Below are 25,977 nucleotides of genomic sequence, written 5' to 3' on the forward strand. Positions count from 1 at the left end.
CGACGCGCCCCGCCTAAAGTCTTCCTCCATGCAGTCGTGGAGTGCCGCAGCGGTTCCGGAGTTGCCCGGGCGGTCCCCGCAGTTGCGGCTGTACGACAGCGCCGATCGGCAGGTGCGTCCGGTCGCGGCGGGAGAAGTCGCCAAGATGTACGTGTGCGGCATCACACCGTATGACGCAACCCATCTCGGCCACGCCGCCACGTATCTGACGTTCGATCTGGTCTACCGGGTCTGGCTGGATTCCGGCCACCGCGTGCACTACGTGCAGAACATCACCGACGTCGACGATCCCCTGTTCGAACGCGCCGCGCGCGACGGCGTGGACTGGCGCGACCTGGGGGCCCGCGAGATCCAGTTGTTCCGCGAGGACATGAGCGCGCTGCGGGTGCTGCCGCCCCACGACTACGTCGCCGCCACCGACGCCATCGACGAGGTCATCGAACTCGTGGAGAAGATGCTGGGTTCCGGTGCGGCCTATGTCGTCGACGACCCGCAGTATCCGGATGTGTACTTCCGGGCCGACGCCACAGCCCAATTCGGCTACGAATCCGGCTATGACCATCAACTGATGCGGGAACTGTTCGCCGAGCGCGGGGGAGACCCGGACCGCCCCGGCAAGGCCGATCCGCTGGATGCGCTGGTGTGGCGTGCCGAGCGCCCGGACGAGCCGAGCTGGCCGTCACCGTTCGGCCCGGGCCGGCCCGGCTGGCATGTCGAGTGCGCCGCGATCGCGCTGACCCGGCTCGGCATGGGACTCGACGTGCAGGGCGGCGGCAGCGACCTGATCTTCCCGCACCACGAGTTCTCGGCCGCGCACGCTGAATCCGTCACGGCGCAACGGCGTTTTGCCCGGCACTACGTGCACGCCGGGATGATCGGCTGGGACGGCCACAAGATGTCCAAGAGTCGCGGCAACCTGGTGCTGGTGTCCAAACTTCGCGCGCAGGGCGTCGAACCCGCGGCGATCCGCCTCGGGCTGTTCGCGGGGCACTACCGCAGCGACCGGCACTGGAGCCCGCAGGTGCTCGCCGACGCACAGGCCCGATTGCAGCGCTGGCGCGCCGCGACGTCGTTGGCGGCCGCGCCCGACGCCACCGACCTGTTGGCGCGGGTGCGCGGTTATCTTGCCGACGATCTGGACACCCCGAAAGCCCTTGCGGCCCTTGACGGGTGGTCGACCGATGCCCTCGAGTACGGTGGCCACGACGAGGCCGCGCCGGCACTGGTGCGCGCGGCGATTGACGCCCTCCTCGGGGTGGCGCTCTAGTACGGTCGAGCTGTGAAGAAGCTCGCCGCCGCACTGGCCGTGCTCTTGGTGACCTCATGCGCCGCGACGGACCGGTCCGCGGAGACGTCCGCACCCGCCCCACCGCCGTCCGACGGTGCGGTGAGCCCCGAACAGGCCCGCGAGATCGCCAAGGATGCCTACGTCTACGGCTTCCCCATGGTGGACAACTACCGCGTCCAGTACGCGTACTTCGTCGACAAGGACAACCCGGAGTACAAGGGCGGCTGGAACCAGATCCACAACACCGCGCGGGTCTACACGCCCGAGGACACCGCGATCCAGACCCCCAACTCCGACACGCCGTACTCGGCGCTCGGCGCGGACCTGCGCACCGAACCGCTCGTGCTGACGGTGCCGCCCATCGAGCAGGACCGGTATTACTCCCTGCAGTTCGTCGACGGCTACACCCACAACTTCGCCTACGTCGGCAGCCGCACCACGGGCAACGGTGGTGGCCGCTACCTGCTGGTGGGGCCCAACTGGAAAGGCGAGACGCCCGACGGCATCAATGAGGTCATCCGCAGCGACACCGACTTGGCGTTCGTGCTGTACCGCACTCAGCTGTTCGGGCCCGACGATCTCGACAACGTCAAGCGGATCCAGACCGGCTACCAGGTGGCGCCGCTGTCGGTGCACCTCAACCAACCGTCACCGCCGGCCGCACCGCCGATCGACTTCGTCCCGCCACTGTCGCGCGAGCAGCAGCGCACCTCCCCGCAGTTCTTCGACATCCTCAACTTCACAATGAAATTCGCGCCGACGCTGCCCGACGAGCAGGGACTGCGGGAGCGGTTCGAGGCCATCGGGGTGGGCGCCGACGGCAGCTTCGACGCCGAGGCGCTCAGCCCCGAGACACGGACGGCGATCGAGGCGGGCATGGCCGACGCGTGGGCCGAACTCGACGCGCTGAAGAAGGACAAGATCGACACCGGGGAAGTCGGGTCGGCGGACTTCTTCGGTACCCGAGCCGATCTCAAGGGCAATTACCTGTACCGGATGGCGGGCGCGGCGCTGGGCATCTACGGCAACACCGCGGCCGAGGCGATCTACCCGAACTTCGCCAACGACTCCACGGGCGCGCCGCTGACCGGGGCCAACAAGTACGTCTACCGGTTCCCGCCGGGGCAGTTGCCGCCGGTCAACGCGTTCTGGTCGCTGACCCTCTACGAGATGCCGCACAGTCTGCTCTCGGACAACCCGATCGACCGTTACCTGATCAACTCGGCGATGCTGCCCGACCTGGTCAAGGACCCCGACGGGGGCTACACGCTGTACGTGCAGCACGACCCGCCCGGGCAGGACCGGATGGCCAACTGGCTGCCCGCGCCACAGGGGCCGTTCGCGCTGGTCATGCGGTTGTACTGGCCCAGGCCCGACGCCCTCGACGGACAGTGGCAGGCGCCCCAGCCCGAGAAGGTCTGACGTGGCACCGACCAAGCGCGCGGACCTGGTGCTCTCCGGAGGCGGGGTCAAGGGAATCGGGCTGGTCGGTGCCGTCGCGGCGCTGGTGGACGGCGGTCACCTGCCGCAGCGCATCTCCGGCACGTCGGCCGGTGCCCTGGTGGGGGCGGTGCTGGCCGCCGCCGTGCACGCCAAACGGGTCGACGGGGACGAACTCAAGAACATCGCGATGCGGATCGACTACCGCGCACTGCTCGATCCCGGGCTCGTGGAGCGGATCCCCATCCTGGGCCGGCTCTGGGGTGTCGCCTCCGGCGGTGGGGTCTACCGGGGCGAGGCATTGCGTGACTGGGTCGCCGGACAGCTGGCCGACTATGGCGTGACGACCTTCGCCGATCTGCGGATCGCCGACCGCAGCCTGCCGCCCGAACAGCGCTACCGGCTGGTCGTCACGGTCGCCGATGTGACGCTGGGTCAGTTGGTCCGGTTGCCCTGGGACTATCAGCGGGTCTACGGGCTGGACCCCGACCGTCAGGTGGTGGCCGACGCCGTGCGCGCGTCGACGGCCATCCCGTTCTTCTTCGAGCCCGTGACGCTGACCCACGCCGACGGGACGACGTCGACCCTGGTGGACGGCGGGTTGCTGTCGAACTTTCCGATCGACTCGCTGGACCGGGTCGACGGGGCGGTGCCGCGCTGGCCCACGTTCGGGGTGACGCTGCTGCCGAACCTGCCCGCCGACAACGCCCAGGTGATCCCCGCACTGCGACCGCTGCACGCCCTGACGGCGCCGTCGCTGCTCGAACAGGTGGTGACCACCATGCTCGTCGGGCGCGATCAGGCCTATCTCAACCAGCCGTGGGTGAGTGCGAGGACCGTCCGCGTCGACACCACCGACGTCGGCGTCCTCGACTTCGACCTGTCCGACGCGGACAAGCTCGCGTTGTACGACAAGGGTGTCGCCGCGGGCCGCGACTTCCTGGCGACGTGGGATTTCGACGCCTACGTCAGCAGGTTCCGTCAGCCCCTGAATCCAGGTCCGCGCCGGCGCAGGTAGCGCTCGAACTCCGCGGCCAGCGCGTCGCCGTCGATCTTGCCCAGGGCCTCGTTCATGTCGACTTCGGCATCGCCGCGCTGCTCCAGGGAGGCGACGTACTCGGCGATCTCCTCGTCGTCGGCCGTCATCTCGGTGACCGCCTGCTCCCACTCCTCGGCCTGCAGGGGCAGGTCGGCCAACGGCACCTCGATGTCGAGGACGTCCTCGACACGCCGCAGCAGTGCCACGGTGGCCTTCGGGTTGGGCGGCTGGGACACGTAATGCGGGACGGCGGCCCAGAAGGTCACCGCGGGAATGCCCGCGGCCACGCAGGCGTCCTGGAAGACACCCGCGATGCCGGTCGGCCCCTCGTAGCGGGTCTCCTCGAGCCCGAAGTATTTGGCCGAGTCCGACGAGTAGGCGGCCCCGGAGACCGGCACGGGCCGGGTGTGCGGTGTGTCGGCCAGCAGGGCGCCGAGGATCACCACGGTGTCGACGTCGAGCTTCTCGGCGATCGCCAGCAGTTCGGCGCAGAAACTGCGCCACCGCATATTGGGTTCCACCCCGTGCATCAGCACGATGTCGCGGTCGCTGCCGGGCGGGCGGCAGTGCGAAATCCGCATGGAGGGCCAGACCAGTTCCCTGGTGACACCGTCGACCTGCCGAATGACCGGCCGATTCACCTGATAGTCGTAGTAGTTCTCGTCATCGATTTCGATGATCGTCGAAGCCTCCCAGATGGCGTCCAGATGCTCCAACGCGTCACTGGCCGCATCGCCGGCGTCGTTCCAGCCCTCGAAGGCGGCCACGATGATCGTGTTGTGGAGTTCGGGCAGATCTGGTCTGCGGGAATCCGACGGGGTCACTGAACCAGCGTACGGCCTGTCCGGCGCGGAAGCGCCAACGGGCGCGACTGAGGAACCGCGTGGTGTGGCTACCCTGAATGTGGTCGATTGTGGTGACCGGTCGGGCGTCCACACGTCGATGCGTGACAACGTAGACTCGCGGGGTCGAGAGGCGTTGCAACGGATCCCGGATTCTGCCGGTTCCGCCACGCTCGGCGAAGTCAAGGACGCCTTCCGTAACAGGAAGGAGTGCGCGTGCAGGACACTTTGACGCCCAACAACCGCCCCGACTGCACCGATGAGCTCACGGCGGCCCTGGGCCAGCGGATCCTGGTGATCGACGGCGCGATGGGCACCGCGATCCAGCGTGACCGGCCGGACGAGGCGGGCTACCGCGGCGAGCGGTTCAAGGACTGGGCGAGCCCGCTTCAGGGCAACAACGATCTGCTGACCCTCACGCAACCCGACATCATCCTCGGCATCCACCGCGAGTATCTCGAGGCGGGCGCCGACATCCTGGAGACCAACACGTTCAACGCGAACGCGGTCTCCCTCTCCGACTACGACATGGCGGAGCTGAGCTACGAGCTGAACTATGCCGGAGCCGCCCTGGCCCGCCGAGCCTGCGATGAGTTCAGCACCCCCGAGAAGCCCCGCTACGTCGCCGGGGCACTGGGGCCGACGACGCGGACCGCATCGATCTCGCCGGACGTCAACGATCCGGGCGCCCGTAACGTCACCTACGACCAGCTTGTCGCCGCCTACTCCGACGCCGCCCGCGGTCTGGTCGACGGGGGAGCCGACCTTCTGATCGTCGAGACGATCTTCGACACGCTCAACGCCAAGGCCGCGATCTTCGCCATCGAGACGCTGTTCGAGGAGCGCGGGCGCCGCTGGCCGGTGATCATCTCGGGCACCATCACCGATGCGTCCGGGCGGACCCTGTCCGGTCAGACGACCGAGGCGTTCTGGAACTCGATCCGGCACGCCAGGCCGCTGGCGGTCGGCCTCAACTGCGCCCTGGGCGCGCCCGAGATGAGGCCGTACCTCGCCGAGATGTCGCGGATCGCCGACACCTTCGTCTCCTGCTACCCGAATGCGGGCCTGCCCAACGCGTTCGGTGAGTACGACGAGTCCCCGAAACGTCAGGCCGGCTACGTCGCCGACTTCGTCGAGGCCGGACTGGTCAACATCGTCGGTGGGTGCTGCGGAACCGGGCCCGCGCACATCGCCGAGATCGCCAAGGTCGTCGAGGGGCGACCGCCGCGCGAGGTGCCACAGATTCCGGTGGCCACCCGGCTGGCCGGCCTGGAGCCGCTGAACATCACCGACGACTCCCTGTTCGTCAACATCGGTGAACGCACCAACATCACCGGCTCGGCCCGGTTCCGCAACCTGATCAAGGCGCAGGACTACGACACCGCGCTGTCGGTGGCCCTGCAGCAGGTTGAGAGCGGTGCGCAGGTCATCGACATCAACATGGACGAGGGCATGATCGACGGCGTCGCCGCGATGGACCGGTTCACCAAGCTGATCGCCTCCGAGCCGGACATCAGCCGCGTCCCGGTGATGATCGACTCCTCCAAGTGGGAGGTCATCGAGGCCGGGTGCAAGAACGTGCAGGGCAAGCCGATCGTCAACTCGATCTCGCTGAAGGAGGGCGAGGAGAAGTTCGTCCGCGAGGCGAGGCTGTGCCGCAAGTACGGCGCCGCTGTCGTGGTGATGGCCTTCGACGAGCAGGGGCAGGCCGACAATCTCGAGCGCCGCAAGGAGATCTGCGGGCGCGCGTACCGGATTCTGACCGAAGAGGTCGGTTTCCCGGCCGAGGACATCATCTTCGACCCGAACTGCTTCGCCCTGGCGACCGGCATCGAGGAACACGCGACCTACGGCATCGACTTCATCGACGCCTGCGCGTGGATCAAGGAGAACCTGCCGGGCGTGCACCTCTCCGGCGGCATCTCCAACGTGTCGTTCTCGTTCCGCGGCAACAACCCGGTCCGCGAGGCGATTCACTCGGTGTTCCTGTTCCACGCCATCAAGGCGGGGCTCGACATGGGCATCGTCAACGCCGGCGCCCTGGTGCCGTATGACTCCATCGACCCCGAACTGCGGGACCGCATCGAGGACGTCGTGCTGAACCGGCGTGAGGACGCGGCCGAGCGCCTGCTGGAGATCGCCGAGCGCTTCAACACGAACGAGTCGACCGGCGACGCGGCTGTCCAGGAATGGCGCAGCCTGCCGGTCCGAGAGCGGATCACCCACGCCCTGGTCAAGGGGATCGACGCCCACGTCGACGCCGACACCGAGGAACTGCGGGCCGAGATCGCCGCCGCCGGTGGGCGCCCGATCGAGGTCATCGAGGGCCCGCTGATGGACGGCATGAACGTCGTCGGCGATCTGTTCGGCGCGGGCAAGATGTTCCTGCCCCAGGTGGTGAAGTCGGCCCGCGTGATGAAGAAGGCCGTGGCCTACCTGCTGCCGTACATCGAGGCCGAGAAGCAACCGGGCGACGCCGAGAGAAGCAACGGCACCATCGTGATGGCGACCGTCAAGGGCGACGTCCACGACATCGGCAAGAACATCGTCGGAGTTGTGTTGCAGTGCAACAACTACACCGTGATCGACCTCGGTGTGATGGTGCCCGCACAGAAGATCCTCGACGCCGCCAACGAGCACAACGCCGACATCATCGGTCTGTCCGGCCTGATCACCCCGTCACTGGACGAGATGGTCAACTTCGCCGTGGAGATGGAGCGCCAGGGCCTGGAGATTCCGCTGCTGATCGGCGGCGCGACGACGTCGCGGGCCCACACCGCCGTGAAGGTGGCGCCGCGGCGCAGCGGTCCGGTGGTCTGGGTCAAGGATGCGTCCCGCTCGGTGCCGGTGGCTGCGGCGCTGCTCGACGACCGGCAGCGGCCGGCCCTCCTCGAGGCGACCGAGAAGGATTACGCGGCCCTGCGCGAACGGCACGCCGAGAAGAACGAGCGGCCGATGCTCACCCTGGAGAAGGCCCGGGCGAACCGGACGCCGATCGAGTGGGAGGGCTACACGCCGCCGGTGCCCGCGGTCGGCACCGGAGTCCGGGAGTTTCTGGACTACGACCTCGCCGAGCTGCGCGAGTTCATCGACTGGCAGCCGTTCTTCAACGCCTGGGAGATGAAGGGCCGCTTCCCGGACATCCTCAACAACCCGGCCTCGGGTGAGGCCGCGCGGAAGCTCTACGACGACGCGCAGGAGATGCTCGACACCGCGATCAAGGAGAAGTGGCTGACGGCCAACGGGGTGATCGGATTCTTCCCCGCTAACGCAGTGGGCTCGGGGGGCGAAGACATCGAGGTCTACACCGACGAGTCCCGCACCGAGGTGCTGACGACGCTGCACAACCTGCGCCAGCAGGGCGAGCACCGCGACGGCATCCCGAACCGGTCGCTGGGCGACTTCATCGCGCCCAAGGAGACCGGGCTGGCCGACTACATCGGCGCGTTCGCCGTCACCGCCGGCCTCGGCAGCCAGGACAGGATCGCCGAATTCAAGTCGGCGCACGACGACTACAGCGCGATTCTGCTGGAGTCGCTCGCCGACCGGCTCGCGGAGGCGTTCGCCGAACGGATGCATCAACGGGTTCGGATGGAGTTCTGGGGCTATGAGCCCGACGAGCAGCTGGACAACGAGGCCCTGATCGGGGAGCGGTATGTCGGTATTCGACCGGCACCCGGCTATCCGGCCTGCCCCGAGCACACCGAGAAGGCGACGCTGTTCGAGCTGATGGACGTCACCGAGCGGACCGGCATCGAGTTGACCGAGTCGATGGCGATGTGGCCGGGGGCCGCCGTCAGCGGCTGGTACTTCTCACACCCGCAGTCGCAGTACTTCGTCGTCGGCCGGCTCGCGCAGGATCAGGTCGCCGACTACGCCCGGCGCAAGGGCTGGACGCTGCGGGAGGCCGAGCGATGGCTGGCGCCGAACCTGGGCTACAACCCGGAGGACTGAGCGAGCTGCCTCGGCGTAAGAGGGCGGCGAAAGTGACGCAGGCCACAGGATTTCGGCTCGGTCCCGGGTTTTGAGAGACTGTCACCATGCGTGCGGTGCTGTGGGATATGGATGGCACCCTCGTCGACTCCGAAAAGCTGTGGGATCTCGGCATTCAGGAGCTCTACCGCCGGCACGGCCGTGAACTGCCCGCCGACGTGCGTACGGCCACGGTCGGTGGGTCGGCCGAGTCCGTCATGGAGATCGTCTACGCCGACCTCGGGTTGGACCCCGACCCGCACCACATGGCCCAGACCGCCGACTGGCTGCACGAGTACGTCGGTGAGCTGTTCGCCACCGGTCTGCCGTGGTGTGCGGGGGCGAAGGAGATGCTGGACCAGCTGCTCGCGGCTGAGGTTCCCATGGGGTTGGTGACCAACACCCGCCGGGGGCTCACCGAGAAGGCGTTGGACAGCATTGGCCGGCACTACTTTTCGGTGTCGGTGTGCGCCGACGAGGTCCCCAGCGGCAAGCCCGCGCCCGACCCGTACCTGCGTGCCGCCGAACTGCTGGGGCTGGATCCGGCCGACTGTCTGGCCATCGAGGACTCGCTGACCGGGTCCGAGGCGGCTGTGCTGGCGGGCTGCGCAGTCCTGGTGATCCCCAACGACATTGAGGTGCCGACGAGCGCGCGGCGCCGCCGTGCCGACTCGCTGGATCAGCTCACACCAGCGGACCTGCGCGCGGTGCACGCCGAGATCGGCGACCTGCGCGAGCACAGCACCTGAGCGTCAGCGGCCGGAGACGGGCTGGCTGGCCACTGAGGCCGACGACGACGGCGCGGTGGTGGGCCGCTCGATGATCGTCGAGTTCGGCCCGCCCACCCGGTAACTCGCGCCGCGGTGCTCACCGGGCAGCCGGTCTCCCTGCTCGAACAGCTTGTTCCGCAACGTGCCGGGGGTGTACTCGGCCTGGTGCGCGCCGCGTTCGGTGAGCACCGGCACCACGTGCTCGATGAAGTCGGCGAACGATCCCGGAGTGATGGCGTAGGCCAGGTTGAACCCGTCGACGTCGGTCTCGGCGACCCACTCCTGCAGGGTGTCGGCCACGGACTCGCCCGAGCCCACGACCAGCGGGCCCATGCCACCGATCTTGCCCCACTTCGCGATGTCGGCCACGGCCCATTCACCACCGTCGGGGTCGGCGGACTGGAACGCCTTGACGGCCGAGAGGATCGCGTTGGAGTCGACGTTGCCGATCGGCTCGTCCAACCCGAACCGCGACAGGTCCACGCCCATCCACCCCGACATGAAGGTCAGTGCGCCCTCGGCGTCGCCGTATGACAGGTACTCGGCGTACTTGGCCGCCGCCTCCTGGTCGGTGGCCGCGGTGATGACGGTCGACAGGTTGTAGATCCGTGCGGAGTACGGATCTCGGCCGGCGAGTTCGAGTTCGCGACGGATGGTGCTGACGGTCTCGGCCAGCAGCGCCTTGGTCGGGGCCGCGGTGAATATCGCCTCGGCGTTCTCGGCGGCGAACCGGACCCCGCGCGGTGACGAGCCGGCCTGGAAGATCACCGGGGTGCGCTGCGGCGACGGCTCCGACAGGTGGATGCCGGGCACGCTGAAATGTGTTCCCTGGTGCCCGATGTGGTGCACCTTGGCGGGGTCGGTGAAGACGCCGCCGTCGGCGTCGCGGATCACCGCCTCGTCCTCCCAGGACCCCTCCCACAGCTTGTAGAGCACCTCGAGGTACTCGTCGGCGTGGTCGTAGCGCGCATCATGTGCGGGCTGATCGGTCTGGCCCATGTTGCGCGCCGCCGACGGCAGATACCCCGTGACGATGTTCCAGCCGATCCGGCCCTTCGTCAGGTGGTCGAGCGTCGAGATCCGGCGGGCGAACGGATAGGGATGCTCGAAACCCGTTCCGGTGGTGACACCGAAGCCGAGGTGCTCGGTGACCAGCGCCATCGCAGACACCAGCAGCAGAGGGTCGTTGACCGGGATCTGGGCGGCCTGGCGGATGGCGGCTTCGTCACTGGCCCCATAGATGTCATAGGTGCCCAGCACGTCGGCGATGAACAACCCGTCGAACCGACCGCGTTCGAGCAGCTTCGCCAACTCGGTCCAGTAGCTCAGATCCTTGTAGCGGGCCGACTGGTCCTCGGGGTGGCGCCACAGTCCGGGGGACTGGTGGGCGACGCAGTTCATGTCGAAGGCGTTGAAGCGGATGGTTCGGGTCACTGTGGGCACGCTGGTCGATCTGTTTGGGCCGGTCACCGGTTTGAGTCCGCACGATTCGAAAGCAATGTGATCGGGCACACTGTTGTGCCAAGGTGGAGGTGACTCATCTCACGCGGCGCGGCGGAAAGGACGGCTGATGTCCCACGGTCCGATCGGCGGTTCAAGCGACCACGATCCGTTCATCGACGCAGACCAGCACTTCAACTCGGGCCGCAGCGCCGTGCGCATCGCCTCGGCCGCGGCGTTGGGTGGCCTGTTGTTCGGCTACGACAGCGCGGTGATCAACGGTGCGGTGTCGGCGATCCAGAAGCATTTCGACATCAGCAACTTCATGCTCGGGGTCGCGGTGGCCTCGGCGCTGCTCGGCGCCGCGCTCGGTGCGCTGACGGCGGGCCGGTTGGCCGACCGGGTCGGGCGTCTGGCGGTGATGAAGCTGGCCGCGGTGCTGTTCCTGCTCAGTGCCATCGGCGCGGGCCTGGCGACCAACGTGTGGCTCATCATCGTGTTCCGCGTCATCGGCGGCATCGGCGTCGGTGTCGCCTCGGTGATCGCACCGACCTACATCGCCGAGACCTCACCGGCCCACATCCGCGGCAGGCTCGGGTCGCTGCAGCAGCTGGCCATCGTGTCGGGCATCTTCATCTCCCTGGCCGTCGACTGGCTGCTGGCACACCTGGCTGGCGGGTCCGACAAGGAACTGTGGCTGGGCATGGAGGCCTGGCGATGGATGTTCCTGGCGATGGCGGTGCCCGCGGTCGTCTACGGACTGCTGGCCTTCACGATCCCCGAATCGCCGCGGTATCTCGTTGCCACTCATCGCATTCCGGAAGCCCGCCGCGTGCTGACCAGGCTTCTCGGCGAGAAGAACCTGGAAATCACCATCACCCGCATCCAGGAGACGCTGCAGTCGGAGAAACCGCCGTCGTGGCGTGATCTCGGAAAGCCGGGCGGCGGCCTCTACGGGATCGTCTGGGTCGGACTCGGGCTGTCGATCTTCCAGCAGTTCGTCGGCATCAACGTGATCTTCTACTACAGCAACGTGCTCTGGGAGGCTGTCGGCTTCGACGAGAGTTCGTCCTTCACGATCACGGTCATCACCTCGGTGGTCAACATCGCCACCACCCTCATCGCGATCGCCCTGATCGACAAGGTGGGCCGCAAGCCCCTGCTGCTGATCGGTTCGGCCGGCATGGCGGTGACGCTGGCCACCATGGCCATCATCTTCGGCACCGCGCCGCAGGTCGACGGACAGCCGATCCTGGACGGGGCCGCGGGACCCATCGCGCTGATCGCCGCGAACCTGTTCGTCGTGGCCTTCGGCATGTCGTGGGGCCCGGTGGTGTGGGTGCTGCTCGGCGAGATGTTCCCGAACCGGATCCGCGCGGCCGCGCTCGGGCTGGTGGCCGCCGGCCAGTGGGTGGCGAACTTCCTGATCACCGTCACGTTCCCGGGACTGCGCGAGGTCCTCGGCGTCGCGTACGGCTTCTACGCCCTGTGCGCCATCCTGTCGCTGGTGTTCGTCTGGCGGTATGTGCGTGAGACCAAGGGTGTCGCGCTGGAGGACATGCACGCCGAACTCCTGCACGAGGACGGCCATCAGACGAGCCGGCAGGAGCCCACCGTCACCTGACGCGGGCGTGATCGGCGGGCATGAAAGAATGAACGCCCGTGAAGACCTTCGAGGAGCTGTTCGCCGAACTGGGCGAACGCGCCCGCACCCGGCCCGCCGGCAGTGGCACCGTCGCCGCACTGGACGCCGGGGTGCACACGATCGGCAAGAAGATCCTCGAGGAGGCCGGCGAAGTCTGGCTGGCCGCCGAGCACGAGTCCGACGACGCGTTGGCCGAGGAGGTCAGCCAGCTGCTGTACTGGGCACAGGTGCTGCTGCTGGCGCGTGGTCTGACCCTCGATGATGTGTACCGGAAGCTGTGAGCGACATGTTGCGCGTTGCCGTCCCGAACAAGGGCGCCCTGAGTGAGTCGGCCGCCGAGATCCTGGCCGAGGCCGGATACCGGCGTCGCACCGACCCCAAGGACCTGACCGTCATCGACCCGCTCAACCAGGTCGAGTTCTTCTTCCTGCGGCCCAAGGACATTGCCATCTACGTGGGGTCGGGCCAGCTGGACTGCGGAATCACGGGCCGGGATCTGGCCGCGGAGTCCAACGCCCCGGTCTCGGAACGCCTGGCCCTCGGGTTCGGTTCGTCGACGTTCCGCTACGCCGCCCCGGCGGGGCGCGAGTGGACGGTTGCCGACCTGGCCGGCAAGCGGATCGCCACGGCCTACCCGAATCTGGTCCGCAATGATCTCGCCGCCAAGGGCATCGAGGCGTCCGTCATCCGGTTGGACGGCGCGGTCGAGATCTCCATCCAACTGGGTGTGGCCGATGCCATCGCCGATGTGGTCGGCTCGGGACGCACTCTGCGCCAGCATGATCTGGTCGCCTTCGGTGACGTCCTGTGCGACTCCGAGGCCGTGCTGATCGAGGCCGAGGGCAGGCCCGCCGACCCGGCCCGGGACCAGCTCGCCGCCCGCGTGCAGGGGGTTGTTTTCGGCCAGCAGTACCTGATGCTCGACTATGACTGCCCGCGTGCGGTTCTGGATCGCGCGACCGAGGTGACGCCCGGCCTGGAGTCCCCGACGATCGCGCCGCTGGCCGATCCGGACTGGGTCGCGGTGCGGGCGCTGGTGCCGCGCAAGTCCGTCAACGCCATCATGGATGAGCTCGCCGCGATCGGAGCCAAGGCGATCTTGGCGTCTGACATCAGGTTCTGTCGCTTCTGACGTGTTAGCGTCCGAAGGTGACGCACTTCCTGGTACTGCTGCTGGCCCTGCTCATCGGTGTCGTCGCCGGTCTGAGGGCGTTCAGTGCTCCGGCCGCGATCGCGTGGGCCGCAGCGCTGCAATGGATCAACCTGGACGGCACCTGGGCCTCGTGGATGGGCAACTGGGTCACCGTCGTACTGCTGACCGTGCTCGCCGTCGTGGAGCTGGTCACCGACCAGCTGCCCAAGACGCCCAGTCGCAAGACACCCATGCAGTTCGGTGCGCGCCTGATCACCGGCGGCTTGGCCGGCGCCGCGTTGGGCACGGCCTGGGGCTACACCTTCGGGGGGCTGGGGGCCGGCATCGTCGGTGCGGTGATCGGCACCCTCGTCGGCTATGAACTGCGCCGCAGGCTGTCTGACAAGGTGGGCATCGACCTTCCCGTCGCGCTGACCGAGGACGCGATCGCGGTCCTGGGTGCATTCGGTATCGCCGCGTTGTCAGCCGTGCTGTGACTCAACGCTTCGACGCGATCGTCGTCGGCGCCGGTCAGGCCGGTCCGCCACTCGCGGGCCGGCTCACCGCGGCCGGCCGGACGGTCGCGGTCGTCGAACGCAGCCTCGTCGGCGGCACGTGCGTGAACTCCGGCTGCATCCCGACCAAGACGCTGGTCGCCAGTGCACACGCCGCGCACGTTGCCCGGCGTGGCGACGAGTACGGCGTCGGAATCACCGATGTCACCGTCGACATGGCAAAGGTGAAGGCGCGCAAGGACAAAATCATGCTCGGCGACCGGCGCGGCGTCGAGGACTGGATCGCCGGGATGCCCGGCTGCACGCTGATCCGCGGCCACGCCCGATTCGTCGGCCCCAAGACGCTGCGCATCGGCGAGGACCAGACCATCGAGGCCGACCAGATCTTCCTCAACGTGGGTGGGCGCGCCGTGGTGCCCGACATCCCGGGCCTGGCCGACGTCGACTACCTGACCAACGTCGGAATCCTCGAACTCGATTCCGTCCCTGAGCATCTCGTGATCATCGGCGGCTCCTACATCGCGCTCGAGTTCGCCCAGATGTACCGGCGGTTCGGCGCGCGGGTCACAGTCGTCGAGAAGGGGCCGCGCCTGACCTCACGCGAGGACGAGGACGTCTCGGCGGCCATCAAGGACATTCTGGAGGCCGAGGACATCACGGTCGTCCTCGGCGCGGACGCCATGCGGCTCTCCCGCACGGGCAGCGGCTTCGAACTCACCCCGCGCGAGGGGGCCGCGCCGATCACCGGAAGTCACCTGCTGGTGGCCACCGGACGCAGGCCCAACACCGACGACCTGGGACTCGACGCCGCGGGGGTGCAGACCGACAAGCGCGGGTACATCGTGGTCGACGACCAACTGCGCACCAACGTCGAGGGCATCTGGGCGATGGGGGACTGCAACGGGCGGGGGGCGTTCACCCACACGTCGTACAACGACTTCGAGATTGTGGCGGCCAACCTGCTCGACGACGATCCGCGTCGGGTCAGCGACCGCATTCCGACCTACGCGCTCTACATCGACCCGCCCCTGGGGCGCGCCGGGATGACGGTCGACGAGGTCCGCCGGACGGGACGCAGGGCGCTGGTGGGCAAGCGGCCCATGACCCGCGTCGGGCGGGCCGTGGAGAAGGGCGAGACGCAGGGCTTCATGAAGGTCGTCGTGGACGCCGAGACCGAGCAGATCCTGGGCGCGGCGATCCTCGGTGTCGGGGGAGACGAGGTCATCCATTCGATCCTCGACATCATGACGGCCAAGAAGCCCTACACCGCGATCTCGCGCACCATGCACATCCATCCCACGGTCAGCGAACTGGTGCCCACGATGCTGCAGGAGTTGACGCCGCTGGATTAGCGGCGCTGCACCAGCAGTGTCTGCGCCGTCGTCCCGACGAACCCCGTGCGGTCGAACACCTCGGCCGTCGTGACGCCGATCCCGTCCGGGCCGATTGAGCCGCGGGCCCGAACCGCGAACTTGTCGCCCGTCGGCAGCCGATGCAGGTGCAGCGTGGTGTCGGTGTTCATGAAGATGTACTCGTCGGGACTCAGCGCCGAGCCGATGCCGTTGGCCGAATCCACCACCATGGTCAGGCGCTGCAGCCCGGTCGTCGGCTCGTCGTCGACCAGACCGACCCGCGGTGTGAGCCGGAAGACCCGGGCCCCGGCATCGTCGCGCTGGCGGCGCCAGTCCACCGACTCCAGGTAGCCGGGGGCGTTCCACCAGAACGACGGCAGCGGCTCGTCCTCGGTGTCACCCAGAGGCGGGAAGCGGTCACTGGCCGCGGCCGAGGTGTCGCTGGTGGCCAGGGCCCAGGCCGTGACCCGCGCGACCGGCCGATCCGGCGCATCCAAGGTCGCCATCTCCGCGGCCACCATGGCGATCCGCCTGCCGGGCCGCGGAACCGACGTGTGCACCCGCAGCGGCACCACCGGAATCGCACCCAGGATGTCGAGCGTCAGCCGGCCGATGCGCAGCCCGGAGCCGTCGAGATGCTCCTCGATCACCTTGGTCAGCAGCGCCAGCGGGGGAGATCCGTGCTGGATCTCGGGTGTCCAGTTGCTGCGCGTGAAATCGCTGGACTCGAACGTGTTCTCCGAGATCCGTCGGTAGTAGCACTCGCTCACGCCGCTGACGCCTCCTGCGGCCAGCCGGGGTACGGCGGCGGTGTGCCGCCGAATGCCGGACAGTGTGCCTGATGCGCACACCACCCGCACAGCCGCGACGGATTGGGCCGGAAATCCCCGGTGGCCCCGGCGGATTGGATGGCCCGCCACATCGCGATCAGTGTCTTCTCGAAGCGTTCCAGCTCGTCGAGGTCTGGGGTGTAGTCCAGCAGTTGGCCGTCGGCGAGGTACACCAGACGCAGCCGGGCGGGCAGGACGCCGCGCAGGCGCAGCAGCGCCACGGCGTAGAACTTCATCTGGAACATGGCCTTGGCCTCGGCGAGGCCCCGAGCCTCGGGTGGTGCCTTGCCGGTCTTGTAGTCGACCACCCGAAGCTCCCCGGTGCCGGCCACGTCGATGCGGTCGATGAACCCGCGCAGCAGCGTGCCGTCGGCGAGCTCGACCTCGACGCGCTGTTCGCAGCTCTCCGGATCGAAACGGGTCGGATCCTCCAGCCGGTAGTACCCCGAGAGCAGTGCCTGCGCCTCGGCCAGCAGACGGTCCCGCTGCTCGGGGGCGAAGGCCTGGGCGAACTCGGGCTCCTCGGCCGTGAGCAGTTCCCACGCGGGTGCGACGAGGCTCAGCGCGGTGTCGAGGACCCGTTCGGCCGCAGGCAGCGCGTACAGCCGCTCGAGTGCCGCATGCACGACGGAGCCGCGGACCTGCGCGGCCGAGGGCGGCTCCGGCAGCCGGTCGATGGCCCGGAAGCGGTACAGCAGCGGGCACTGCTTGAAGTCGGAGGCCCGCGACGGCGACAGAGCGGGACGGTGCATACATCGAGACTATGCGGGGCCTCCGACAGGGCATAAGAGGCTCTCCGCGGGGGCATGAGAGGCTTTGTGCTGTGTCACAGACCGGACCGTTCACCATCGGCGATCGTGTACAGCTGACCGACGCCAAGGGCAGGCACTACACCATGGTGCTCAAACCGGGCGACGAGTTCCACACGCATCGCGGCGCCATCGCGCACGACAACGTCATCGGCCAGCCCGAGGGCAGCGTCGTGAAGTCGACCAACGGCGATCAGTTCCTGGTGCTGCGGCCCCTGCTGATCGACTACGTGCTGTCGATGCCGCGCGGTGCCCAGGTCATCTATCCCAAGGACGCCGCCCAGATCGTGCACGACGGCGACATCTTCCCGGGCGCACGCGTGCTCGAGGCGGGGGCGGGCTCCGGTGCCCTGACCTGCTCGCTGCTGCGCGCGGTCGGCCCGACCGGCCAGGTCATCTCCTACGAGGTGCGTGACGACCATGCGGTGCACGCCGAGCGCAACGTCGAGACGTTCTTCGGGGAGCGCCCCGCCAACTGGGACCTGGTGATCGCCGACCTCGCCGACTACGACGGACCTCAGGTGGACCGCGCGGTGCTGGACATGCTGGCGCCGTGGGATGTGCTCGACGCGGTGTCTCGGGCGCTGGTGCCCGGCGGTGTGCTGATCGTGTACGTCGCGACCGTCACGCAGTTGTCCAGGACCGTCGAGGCGCTGCGCGAACAGCAGTGCTGGACCGAACCGCGCGCGTGGGAGACCCTGCAGCGCGCCTGGGACGCCGTCGGCCTCGCCGTGCGGCCTCAGCACAACATGCGCGGCCACACCGCGTTCCTGATCTCGGCCCGCAGGTTGGCCGAGGGCACCGTGACGCCGACGCCACTGCGTCGCAAACGCCTGACCTGAGCGCGTCGGGCCCTCAGTCGTCGCTGTGGGCCAGACCCCGGCGCGCGGACAGCAGCATGATCTCCGGGCGCGCCGCGACCAGTCGTTCGGCCGCATCGAGCACCTCGATGACGTGGGCCCGCTCTCCCGAGACCACCGACAGGCCGATGCCCGCCCGGCGGTGCAGGTCCCGCGACCCCGTCTCGGCGGCTGACACCGAGAACCGGCGCTGCAGTTCGGCGACGATGGGCCGCACCACCGACCGCTTCTCCTTGAGGGAGTGCACGTCACCGAGCAGGACGTCGAACTCCAGCCAGCCGATCCACATGGCGGCAGAACTCAGCGCGGTCCGTCACCGAACGCCAACAGAAGGTCGGCCGTCGAGCGGGACAGCTGCCAACCGGTCGGAGTCTGCTTGAACTGCATCGGGAAGCTGAACGGGGCGGTGTCCGGCTTGCTCGTGGTCAACGTCACGTTCGCCCGCACCGTGCCCAGTGGACCGGAGTCCGACCAGGCCAGTTCGGTCGCCGTGTACGTCATCGGCAGCATGTGGTTGTCGGACAGCGCCTTGGCGAAGTTGTCGAGCGTCTGGGCCTCGGCCGGGGTGGCGCCCTCGATCAGGGGCACCTTCTCCTCACCGGGCACCGCGGGGTCTGTGAGCTTCATCACGACGTCGGTCAGCGCCGCGGGATCCGGGAGTGGGGCGGACGGCACGGTCGGCGCGACGGTGGACGACGTCGGGGCCGGGGGCGGGGCGGACTCGCGTTCCTGTGGGCCGCACCCAGACAGCCCGAACGCCGCCACGAAAATCGTGGCGGCGCTCATGGCTGTGATCAGGCGGTTCAACTCAGGAGGTTCAACTCACGACGAGAAGAGCGTCAGCACCTGGGAGGCGGAACCGCGGGACAGCTTCCAGCCGCCCTGATTCACGAACGTGATGGTCTGAGTGGTGGGCGCCAGACCCGGCCCGGAGGCCGTCACGTTGGCGCTGGCCACGCCCGGTGCGCTCGGCGCGATGTCCGACACCGAGAAGCTCAGGGGCAACAGACCCTTGGCGACGGCGTTCTTCATCAGCCGGTCGGCGGTCTTGCCCTCGATGATGCCGATGCCGTTCTCGACCAGATAGCCCTTGCTGGAGAACGGGACTCCGGGGTTGGCCAGGCCGTTGAGCACGCCGTACAGATCGTCGGCCGTGGGCACGTCGGCCGCCGGGTTCAGGGGCATCGGGGTGCCGAACACCGCGAGCTGCGCCTGCGGCTGCGCCGGAGCGGCTGCAATGGAAGTCACACCTGCCGCTGCCGCGCCGGCGATGACAGCGGCACCGGCAATGGCGGCCACCCCCGTGGCTAGGTATTTCATGTTCAAGGCGTCCTTTCGTTGGGCCGTCTCGCCTTCAGAGGCTAACAGTGTCGCTGGTGTGTCGAATTCCTACAGCGCACACAATGACTGAATCGCCGGTAGCGTTGAAGGTGTTACTGCACCAACTTTCGGTGCGGGAGAGGAGCGCAACATGAGTGAGTCGGAGCGTTCAGGAGCCTACTCAGATGGCTTCAACCCCTCGATGTCCAGCGAGGATGCCGCCGAGTTGGAGCAGCTGCGACGGGAGGCCGCGGTACTGCGCGAACAGCTCGCCGAGATCGCCGCGGAGGCCGATGGGGCCCCTGGCGGCGTCTCGAATGCCCGCGAGGTGCACCAGCTCGAGGCCCGGATCGACTCGCTCGCCGCGCGAAACGCCAAGCTGATGGACACGCTCAAGGAAGCGCGCCAGCAACTGCTCGCCCTGCGTGAAGAGGTGGACCGGCTCGGACAGCCGCCCAGCGGATACGGCGTGCTGCTCGGGGTCGCCGACGACGACACCGTCGACGTGTTCACCTCCGGCCGCAAGATGCGGCTCACGGTGTCGCCGAACATCGATGTGAAGGTCCTGCGCAAGGGACAGACGGTCCGCCTCAACGAGGCGCTGACCGTCGTCGAGGCCGGCAACTTCGAGGCGGTCGGCGAGATCAGCACGCTGCGCGAGATCCTGGCCGACGGCCAGCGCGCCCTCGTCGTCGGCCACGCCGACGAGGAGCGCATCGTGTGGCTGGCCGAACCGCTGGTGTCGGCCACCGACCTGCCGCCCGAGATCGCCGCGACGCTGACCGCCGACGAACTGGAACAGCGGCCCCGCAAGCTGCGGCCCGGCGACTCCCTGCTGGTCGACACCAAGGCGGGCTACGCCTTCGAGCGCGTGCCCAAGGCTGAGGTGGAGGACCTCGTCCTCGAAGAGGTTCCCGACGTCAGCTACCACGACATCGGCGGCCTGACCCGTCAGATCGAGCAGATCCGCGACGCCGTGGAGCTGCCGTTCCTGCACAAGGACCTCTACAAGGAGTACGCGCTGCGCCCGCCCAAGGGCGTGCTGCTGTACGGGCCTCCGGGGTGCGGCAAGACGCTGATCGCCAAGGCCGTCGCCAACTCGCTGGCCAAGAAGATGGCCGAGCTGCGCGGTGAGGAGTCACGCGAGGCCAAGTCGTACTTCCTGAACATCAAGGGTCCCGAGCTGCTCAACAAGTTCGTCGGTGAAACCGAGCGGCACATCCGCCTGATCTTCCAGCGGGCTCGCGAGAAGGCCTCCGAGGGCACCCCGGTGATCGTGTTCTTCGACGAGATGGACTCGATCTTCCGCACCCGCGGCACGGGTGTGAGCTCGGACGTCGAGACGACGGTCGTGCCCCAGCTGCTCAGCGAGATCGACGGCGTGGAGGGCTTGGAGAACGTCATCGTCATCGGTGCGTCCAACCGTGAGGACATGATCGACCCGGCGATCCTGCGGCCCGGCCGCCTCGACGTCAAGATCAAGATCGAGCGGCCCGACGCCGAGTCTGCTCAGGACATCTTCAGCAAGTACCTCACCGAGGACCTGCCGGTGCACGCCGACGACCTCGCGGAGTTCGGCGGCGACCGTTCGCTGTGCATCAAGGCGATGATCGAGAAGGTCGTCGACCGGATGTACGCCGAGATCGACGACAACCGGTTCCTGGAGGTCACCTACGCCAACGGTGACAAGGAAGTCATGTACTTCAAGGACTTCAACTCCGGCGCCATGATCCAGAACGTCGTCGACCGCGCGAAGAAGAACGCGATCAAGTCGGTGCTCGAGACGGGTCAGCCCGGTCTGCGGATCCAGCATCTGCTCGATTCGATCGTCGACGAGTTCGCCGAGAACGAGGACCTGCCCAACACCACCAATCCCGATGACTGGGCGCGGATCTCGGGCAAGAAGGGCGAGCGGATCGTGTACATCCGCACACTGGTCACGGGCAAGAGCTCCTCGGCCAGCAGGGCCATCGACACCGAGAGCAACCTGGGGCAGTACCTCTAGGTCATCTCTGACACCGCGATTCCGTGGTCGCGCCGGGTCAACTCGGCGCACCATGGAGTCATGCCGTCGCTGTCCTGGGACGTGGTGCCCGTCGACAAGCCCGAAGACGTCAACGTCATCATCGGGCAGTCGCACTTCATCAAGACCGTCGAGGATCTGCACGAGGCGCTGGTCGGGGTCGGTGGACCCCTGCGGTTCGGGCTGGCGTTCTGCGAGGCGTCCGGCCCACGTCTGGTTCGCCGCAGCGGCAACGACGCCGAACTGATCGACCTGGCGACCGGCGCCGCCCTGGCGATCGGCGCCGGACACGGCTTCGTGATCTTCCTGCGCGAAGGCTTTCCGGTCAACGTCCTCAACCAGATCAAGGGTGTGCCCGAGGTCTGCACGGTCTTCTGTGCCACCGCCAACCCGGTCGAGGTCCTGGTGGCGGTCACCGAGCGCGGTCGCGGCATCGTCGGGGTGATCGACGGTGAGCCACCGCTGGGCGTCGAGTCCGATGACGATGTCGTGGCGCGCCGCGAGCTGCTGCGGGTGATCGGCTACAAGCTCTGAATTGTCACAGCTGCAGTGAGTAGCTGTTGGCGAAGTTGTCCTGGGTGACGTGGGCATCGCGGGTGGTGGTGTCCACACTCAAGCGTTCGGTGAGGGTGCGGGTTTCGTAGGACCAGCCCTCCGGCAGGGTCAGCCGCGACGCCAGCTGCGGGAGGCCTGCCAGATTCAGGCCGGGATCCACGGCCTGGCTGTAGGTCTGCATGACCCAGCGTTGTCCTCGCGGGTCGACCAGTTCGAAGATCGGCCGACCGGAATCGAAGTGGAACACCGTCTTTCGATCCACCCGGTTGACGCTGTAGGGCGCGGGGTTCATCGACGAGAGCTTCACCCGGGCTTGGCGGGCCATCGCGATTCCGCCGAATGTCCTGGTGTCGGACTCGGCGCCGGTCACCTTCTCGATGCTGCTCATCAGCCAGTGCCGGGGGCCGTTGAGCAGAGCCGCCACCGCGCCGTGCTCTTTGGCGATCGCCTCCGCATCGAGCTGGTTCCACAGGTGCGCGGGGCAGTCATTGAGCGGAAAGCTGCAGTACACGGTGGCTTCCGGACCGTCTTCGCCAGCCGTGATGAGCAGCACCTCGCCGTAGCGCTTGTCGAACACGTCATCGTTGAACGCCTCACCGGCCATCGCTGTCCTCCATCTCGAGATAGGCGTCGCGGCCGGCGAGGCTGACCGCGACGTCGGCGATCAGTGGTTCGAAGAAGCGCTGCCGATACAGCGGGTCGACGCTCGTGCTGACCGTGAAATACAGGCCGGACAGCACGGCGACGAACAGCGAGGTGTGCACCACGGTCTGCGGAATCGGGATGTGGATGCCGAACCATGTTCCCGCACAGGGCGGCTCACCCGTCGCGCAGGTCTGCTCGGACGACCACAACACCGTGACGTCATCGGGGATCGCGATGATGCCGAGGACCAAGAAGAACGCGAACAGTCCCGTGGTGAACAGCACCACCTGGATGGCCTGCGAAACCACCATCACCGCAACCACATTGGCCTGCTCGCCGAGTGACAGCGGGGTGCGGGCCGGCCGGCTGCCGGGTGGCAGCGCCAGGGGCGTGCCCCGCAGCAGCGAGGCAGGGTCGGACTGACCGGAGCGGTCGTCGCGCAGCGCCAGCACCTCGTCGCGGATCGTGGCGACCATGAACACGAGAGCCACCAGCGCCAGGAATCCGATGGTCTGCCAGAGCCGTTCGCGGGTCATCCGGGCGGCCAGTTGCCACAGTTCGCCGGTGAAGTAGACGACCACCGTGAGCATCAGCAGGGGCAGCGCCCGGCTCATCAGGGTGCCCAGCGCGCCCAACTGGATCCAGGCGAATCGGAATGCCCATAACAGGATCGAGCCGAACCCCAGATAGGTGAACCAGATGGTCAGCAGTGACACCAGGAGGAAGATCGGGATTTCGGCCAGGGCCGCCGAAGACCAGCCTGAGGCCGCCACCGGCATGATCAGCACGAAGATCGCCATCACCAGAAGTGCGGCGGTGCGCCGGCCCGCCTCGGATGCCGTCGTACCCATGCGGTGCAACACGTACAGCGCAAACGGGGCCGCGATCAGGACTGCCGCGAGCACGGCCAACCGCACGATGTAGCCGTAATCCGGTGCGGCGCCGGTCCAGTTCGCCAGCAGCATCGTGACCGCGGTGAGCGCGCCGACGCCGGCCACCGCCGGTGCGGACCGAGGGATCAGAGCGCGTGAGCGCACCCTGCGGGTGAGCACCAGCGGCAGGCCGCGGGCCAGGAACCAGTCGTGCACCCGGCGTTTCTCGGCCCGCGTGAGCGCCATGTCACTCGCCGACCGTTGCGGTGCGGTAACGGTCGCGGGCCACCAGGGTCAATCGCAGGTCGTCGATCACCGGATCCAGGAAACGGGTCCGGTACTCCGTGTCGGTGACGGCCCTCGCCGCGAGGTACATGAAGGTCAACGCGCCCAAGAACATGGTGATGTGGATGAGCGACTGCGGCACCGGGAACGTCATGCCCAGGATCTGGCCGTCGCTGGGTCCGCCGCGGGTCCAGGCATCCAGCACCGGGGGACTGAGCAGGATCAATCCGAGCACGAAGAAGATCGCGGCCGTCACAATCGCCACCGTGAGCACCTGCAACACCTGCGAAACCCCAAGCACGAAGACGACATTGGCCTGCTCTATCCGGGACAGCGGCTTGCGCACGGGCCGGTCTGGCAGATGCTCGAACGGAGTGCCGGCGAGGCGGGCATCGTCGTCACCGGCCTTGTCCGTCGAACGCAGGATCGGCCGAACCCGCTCCAGCGTGCTCGACAACAGGAACGCGGCAGCAACCAGGAACAGGAATCCGAGCGCGAGCCACAGCCGCGACCTGCTGATCAGAGTCACCATGGTCCACACCGCGGCGTTGAAGAACACCAGGACCGTCAACAGCACCACCGGCAGAGCCTGCACGAAGAGGTTGCCGACCGAGGCCAGGTTCGCCATCGTGGTGCGGGCGCTCCATCCCATGATCGAACCGATTCCGGTTGCCGTACATCCGAATATCACCGCGACGACCGCGAGTTCGATGAGCAGGTCGACGAAATGGAACGGGGTGGGGCCACCGAAGATCCCACCGAGGGCGGCCACCACCAGTGACACCCCGGATGCCACCGATCGGGCCGGCATGGACAGCCGGGACACCAGCCAACCGACGAGTACGCCCGCCGGAAGGCCGAACACGAACACCGCCAGCACGAACCACTCGGTGCGGGTGGGTGTGCCGTCGATGTCGATGGTGTGTTTTCCGGTCAGCGCGACGATCAGGATGGAGCCCGCCATCAGCACCGCGAACGCCGCCAGAGCTGGTGCCGACCGGGGCCAGACCCGCCGCACCAACGCGCCGGGGCGCAGCACCGCGGGCAATCCGTGTGTCAGGAACCAGGTTTCGGCGGCAATGCGCTCATCCGACTGCGAAGCCGCCACGATTGGATACCGTAGCGCCTTCTTTGACCACCAGCAGGATGTTCGCGGGTTCGCCGACTGAGTCGATGTCGGCCAACGGATTACCGCGGACCACCACCAGATCGGCGATCTTGCCCGCTTCGACGCTGCCCAGGCGATCGTCGACCCCGCACAACTGGGCCGACGTCAACGTGCCCGCCACGATCGCCTGCATGGGTGTCAGGCCACCGAAGCGCACCAGCAGACCCAGTTCGGCCAGGTTGGTGCCGTGATCGGGGGACAGGCCGGCATCGGTGCCGACAGCGATCTTGACTCCCGCCGCGGCCGAGGCCGCGATCGACTCGTGCGCCAAGTCGTGCCAGTGCGCGCTCTTGCGGGCCCCTGCCGGCGACGCCGTCACCGGGCTCATGGTCTCCAACAGGGTGGGCACCAGGAAGGTGCCCTGAGCAACCATCTGGGCCCGCAGATCGTCGTCGAGGTCGTACCCGTGTTCGACGGAGTGCACCCCGGCGTCGACCGCGGCGCGGATACCCGCGCGGCCGATCGCGTGCGCGGCGACGGGTCGGCCGCCGTATGCCTGCCCCTCTTCGACCATCGCGGCGATCATCTCGGTTCGCATGCCCAGCCACGTCGGATCGTCGTTGGGCGAGGAGACCCCGCCGCTGGAGGCCACCTTGATGACGTCGGCGCCCGCGGCGATCAGTTCCCGAGTGCGTCGGCGTGCGTCGTCGACGGTGTCCACCAGCGAGCCGCCCACGTAGGGGGTCAGGTCGATCCCGGAGGGCAGGTGGAAATCGGCGTGCCCGGCGGTCTGGCTGAGCATGTTGATGGCGACCAGCAGGCGCGGCCCGGGGATCAGGCCGTCGGCGACGGCGTCGCGCACACCGGGGTCGATGCCCATCAGGTCCCGGGCCGTGGTCACGCCGTTGTGCAGCGTGACGCGCAGCCGTTCGAGCAGTTCGAAGTACAGGTAGGACGCCGGGCGCATGGCGCGCTCCAGCGGGGTGCCCTTCTTCCCGGGCAGGCTGAAGTGCACGTGGCAGTCGAAGAACCCCGGGCAGAGGCTGTTCCCCCCGAGGTCGACGCGGGTGGCGTCCGCAGTGGCGGGGGCCTGCGCGGAGGGTCCAGCCCAGGTGATCCGGTCCTTGTCGACGATGACGGTGGCGTCGGGGACCGGGTCGCCGCCCGTGCCGTCGATGAGGGTCGCGTTGTGCAGCAGCAGAGTTGTCATGGCGCTGCCCACTCCACCAAGCGCG

24 protein-coding genes are annotated in these 25,977 nt (G+C 67.9%); 13 read left to right on the forward strand and 11 right to left on the reverse strand.

All coding sequences use genetic code 11. The annotated features are described in order from the left end of the window. The first annotated feature begins 28 nt into the window (after positions 1-28). Genes mshC through A5727_RS07950 form a run of 3 tightly spaced genes read left to right on the forward strand, consistent with a single transcriptional unit; the run spans position 29 to position 3,746 of the window. Positions 29-1,267 (forward strand): cysteine--1-D-myo-inosityl 2-amino-2-deoxy-alpha-D-glucopyranoside ligase, encoded by a 1,239-nt coding sequence (gene mshC / locus A5727_RS07940; protein ID WP_068247261.1) that lies wholly within the window; start codon positions 29-31, stop codon positions 1,265-1,267. Positions 1,268-1,279: 12 nt separating this feature from the next. After that, on the forward strand, positions 1,280-2,710 hold the full coding sequence (locus tag A5727_RS07945) for a DUF1254 domain-containing protein (RefSeq protein ID WP_068247262.1): 1,431 nt from the start codon (positions 1,280-1,282) through the stop codon (positions 2,708-2,710). 1 nt (position 2,711) lies between these two features. Further along, complete coding sequence (locus A5727_RS07950; protein ID WP_068247266.1) at positions 2,712-3,746, forward strand: patatin-like phospholipase family protein; 1,035 nt, start codon at positions 2,712-2,714, stop codon at positions 3,744-3,746. Here the strand turns inward: A5727_RS07950 and A5727_RS07955 are convergent. Beyond that, the gene (locus A5727_RS07955; RefSeq protein WP_068247269.1) at positions 3,710-4,591 is read right to left on the reverse strand and encodes a PAC2 family protein; all 882 of its coding nucleotides are present in this window, start codon (positions 4,589-4,591) and stop codon (positions 3,710-3,712) included. The genes A5727_RS07950 and A5727_RS07955 overlap by 37 nt on opposite strands. Before the next feature lie 234 nt (positions 4,592-4,825). Here A5727_RS07955 and metH point away from each other — a divergent pair, with 234 nt between their 5' ends. Both metH and A5727_RS07965 read left to right on the forward strand, forming a co-directional pair. Continuing rightward, positions 4,826-8,563: a methionine synthase gene (gene metH, locus A5727_RS07960; protein WP_231991990.1), complete on the forward strand. Its 3,738-nt coding sequence runs from the start codon at positions 4,826-4,828 to the stop codon at positions 8,561-8,563. A gap of 86 nt (positions 8,564-8,649) precedes the next feature. Then, entirely contained in the window at positions 8,650-9,330 is a 681-nt protein-coding gene (locus A5727_RS07965; RefSeq protein ID WP_068247271.1) for an HAD family hydrolase, read from the forward strand. Positions 9,331-9,333: 3 nt separating this feature from the next. Here A5727_RS07965 and A5727_RS07970 read toward each other — a convergent pair whose 3' ends face one another. Next, positions 9,334-10,785, reverse strand: coding sequence for an LLM class flavin-dependent oxidoreductase (locus A5727_RS07970; RefSeq protein WP_068247272.1), 1,452 nt, complete (start codon positions 10,783-10,785; stop codon positions 9,334-9,336). Between the two features lie 136 nt (positions 10,786-10,921). Here A5727_RS07970 and A5727_RS07975 point away from each other — a divergent pair, with 136 nt between their 5' ends. The 5 genes from A5727_RS07975 to A5727_RS07995 are packed head-to-tail and all read left to right on the forward strand — an operon-like array spanning position 10,922 to position 15,435. Further along, a complete protein-coding gene (locus A5727_RS07975; RefSeq protein WP_068247278.1) occupies positions 10,922-12,415 on the forward strand; it encodes a sugar porter family MFS transporter in 1,494 nt (497 codons plus the stop codon). Positions 12,416-12,453: 38 nt separating this feature from the next. Then, complete coding sequence (locus tag A5727_RS07980) at positions 12,454-12,717, forward strand: phosphoribosyl-ATP diphosphatase (RefSeq protein WP_068247280.1); 264 nt, start codon at positions 12,454-12,456, stop codon at positions 12,715-12,717. Positions 12,718-12,722: 5 nt separating this feature from the next. After that, a complete protein-coding gene (gene hisG / locus A5727_RS07985) occupies positions 12,723-13,568 on the forward strand; it encodes an ATP phosphoribosyltransferase (protein WP_068247358.1) in 846 nt (281 codons plus the stop codon). 17 nt (positions 13,569-13,585) lie between these two features. Next, a complete protein-coding gene (locus tag A5727_RS07990; protein WP_068247283.1) occupies positions 13,586-14,065 on the forward strand; it encodes a DUF4126 family protein in 480 nt (159 codons plus the stop codon). Continuing rightward, entirely contained in the window at positions 14,062-15,435 is a 1,374-nt protein-coding gene (locus A5727_RS07995) for an FAD-containing oxidoreductase (RefSeq protein ID WP_068247287.1), read from the forward strand. The genes A5727_RS07990 and A5727_RS07995 overlap by 4 nt, the downstream gene beginning before the upstream one ends. On the opposite strand, the gene A5727_RS08000 is transcribed toward A5727_RS07995, so the two are convergent. Further along, positions 15,432-16,205 carry a thioesterase family protein gene (locus tag A5727_RS08000; RefSeq protein WP_068247289.1) on the reverse strand — a complete coding sequence of 258 codons (774 nt, stop codon included), beginning with the start codon at positions 16,203-16,205 and terminating at the stop codon, positions 15,432-15,434. The genes A5727_RS07995 and A5727_RS08000 overlap by 4 nt on opposite strands. Next, positions 16,202-17,017, reverse strand: a complete 816-nt coding sequence (locus A5727_RS08005) for a RecB family exonuclease (RefSeq protein ID WP_068247291.1) — start codon at positions 17,015-17,017, stop codon at positions 16,202-16,204. The genes A5727_RS08000 and A5727_RS08005 overlap by 4 nt, the downstream gene beginning before the upstream one ends. Before the next feature lie 71 nt (positions 17,018-17,088). Here A5727_RS08005 and A5727_RS08010 point away from each other — a divergent pair, with 71 nt between their 5' ends. Further along, entirely contained in the window at positions 17,089-17,916 is an 828-nt protein-coding gene (locus A5727_RS08010; RefSeq protein ID WP_068247297.1) for a tRNA (adenine-N1)-methyltransferase, read from the forward strand. Between the two features lie 13 nt (positions 17,917-17,929). Here the strand turns inward: A5727_RS08010 and A5727_RS08015 are convergent, their stop codons facing one another. Genes A5727_RS08015 through A5727_RS08025 form a run of 3 tightly spaced genes read right to left on the reverse strand, consistent with a single transcriptional unit; the run spans position 17,930 to position 19,254 of the window. Further along, the gene (locus tag A5727_RS08015) at positions 17,930-18,223 is read right to left on the reverse strand and encodes a DUF503 domain-containing protein (RefSeq protein ID WP_068247298.1); all 294 of its coding nucleotides are present in this window, start codon (positions 18,221-18,223) and stop codon (positions 17,930-17,932) included. Positions 18,224-18,234: 11 nt separating this feature from the next. Further along, positions 18,235-18,741: a lipoprotein LppK gene (gene lppK / locus A5727_RS08020; protein WP_502687662.1), complete on the reverse strand. Its 507-nt coding sequence runs from the start codon at positions 18,739-18,741 to the stop codon at positions 18,235-18,237. A gap of 15 nt (positions 18,742-18,756) precedes the next feature. Beyond that, on the reverse strand, positions 18,757-19,254 hold the full coding sequence (locus A5727_RS08025; protein ID WP_068247300.1) for an MTB12 family secreted protein: 498 nt from the start codon (positions 19,252-19,254) through the stop codon (positions 18,757-18,759). A 151-nt stretch (positions 19,255-19,405) separates the two neighbouring features. On the opposite strand from A5727_RS08025, the gene arc reads away from it, so the two are divergent. Continuing rightward, the gene (gene arc / locus A5727_RS08030) at positions 19,406-21,259 is read left to right on the forward strand and encodes a proteasome ATPase (RefSeq protein ID WP_068247302.1); all 1,854 of its coding nucleotides are present in this window, start codon (positions 19,406-19,408) and stop codon (positions 21,257-21,259) included. Positions 21,260-21,319: 60 nt separating this feature from the next. Beyond that, a complete protein-coding gene (locus A5727_RS08035; RefSeq protein ID WP_068247305.1) occupies positions 21,320-21,811 on the forward strand; it encodes an adenosine-specific kinase in 492 nt (163 codons plus the stop codon). Positions 21,812-21,815: 4 nt separating this feature from the next. On the opposite strand, the gene A5727_RS08040 is transcribed toward A5727_RS08035, so the two are convergent. The 4 genes from A5727_RS08040 to A5727_RS08055 are packed head-to-tail and all read right to left on the reverse strand — an operon-like array spanning position 21,816 to position 25,952. Further along, positions 21,816-22,436, reverse strand: coding sequence for a hypothetical protein (locus tag A5727_RS08040; protein WP_068247308.1), 621 nt, complete (start codon positions 22,434-22,436; stop codon positions 21,816-21,818). Next, positions 22,426-23,595, reverse strand: coding sequence for a hypothetical protein (locus A5727_RS08045; protein ID WP_068247311.1), 1,170 nt, complete (start codon positions 23,593-23,595; stop codon positions 22,426-22,428). The genes A5727_RS08040 and A5727_RS08045 overlap by 11 nt, the downstream gene beginning before the upstream one ends. 1 nt (position 23,596) lies before the next feature. After that, positions 23,597-24,742, reverse strand: a complete 1,146-nt coding sequence (locus A5727_RS08050; protein WP_068247314.1) for a hypothetical protein — start codon at positions 24,740-24,742, stop codon at positions 23,597-23,599. Beyond that, complete coding sequence (locus A5727_RS08055) at positions 24,720-25,952, reverse strand: amidohydrolase family protein (protein WP_068247363.1); 1,233 nt, start codon at positions 25,950-25,952, stop codon at positions 24,720-24,722. The genes A5727_RS08050 and A5727_RS08055 overlap by 23 nt, the downstream gene beginning before the upstream one ends. Positions 25,953-25,977: the final 25 nt, after the last annotated feature.

Source organism: Mycobacterium sp. ACS4331 (assembly GCF_001667265.1).
Classification (GTDB): domain Bacteria; phylum Actinomycetota; class Actinomycetes; order Mycobacteriales; family Mycobacteriaceae; genus Mycobacterium.

Excerpts from the sequence above, each read along its gene's own strand:
- mshC (WP_068247261.1), top strand. The coding sequence starts at position 29 with ATGCAGTCGTGGAGTGCCGCAGCGGTTCCGGAGTTGCCCGGGCGGTCC.
- A5727_RS07965 (WP_068247271.1), top strand. The coding sequence starts at position 8,650 with ATGCGTGCGGTGCTGTGGGATATGGATGGCACCCTCGTCGACTCCGAA.
- A5727_RS07975 (WP_068247278.1), top strand. The coding sequence starts at position 10,922 with ATGTCCCACGGTCCGATCGGCGGTTCAAGCGACCACGATCCGTTCATC.
- hisG (WP_068247358.1), top strand. The coding sequence starts at position 12,723 with ATGTTGCGCGTTGCCGTCCCGAACAAGGGCGCCCTGAGTGAGTCGGCC.
- A5727_RS08005 (WP_068247291.1), bottom strand. The coding sequence starts at position 17,017 with ATGCACCGTCCCGCTCTGTCGCCGTCGCGGGCCTCCGACTTCAAGCAG.
- A5727_RS08015 (WP_068247298.1), bottom strand. The coding sequence starts at position 18,223 with ATGTGGATCGGCTGGCTGGAGTTCGACGTCCTGCTCGGTGACGTGCAC.
- A5727_RS08025 (WP_068247300.1), bottom strand. The coding sequence starts at position 19,254 with ATGAAATACCTAGCCACGGGGGTGGCCGCCATTGCCGGTGCCGCTGTC.
- arc (WP_068247302.1), top strand. The coding sequence starts at position 19,406 with ATGAGTGAGTCGGAGCGTTCAGGAGCCTACTCAGATGGCTTCAACCCC.
- A5727_RS08035 (WP_068247305.1), top strand. The coding sequence starts at position 21,320 with ATGCCGTCGCTGTCCTGGGACGTGGTGCCCGTCGACAAGCCCGAAGAC.
- A5727_RS08040 (WP_068247308.1), bottom strand. The coding sequence starts at position 22,436 with ATGGCCGGTGAGGCGTTCAACGATGACGTGTTCGACAAGCGCTACGGC.
- A5727_RS08045 (WP_068247311.1), bottom strand. The coding sequence starts at position 23,595 with ATGGCGCTCACGCGGGCCGAGAAACGCCGGGTGCACGACTGGTTCCTG.
- A5727_RS08055 (WP_068247363.1), bottom strand. The coding sequence starts at position 25,952 with ATGACAACTCTGCTGCTGCACAACGCGACCCTCATCGACGGCACGGGC.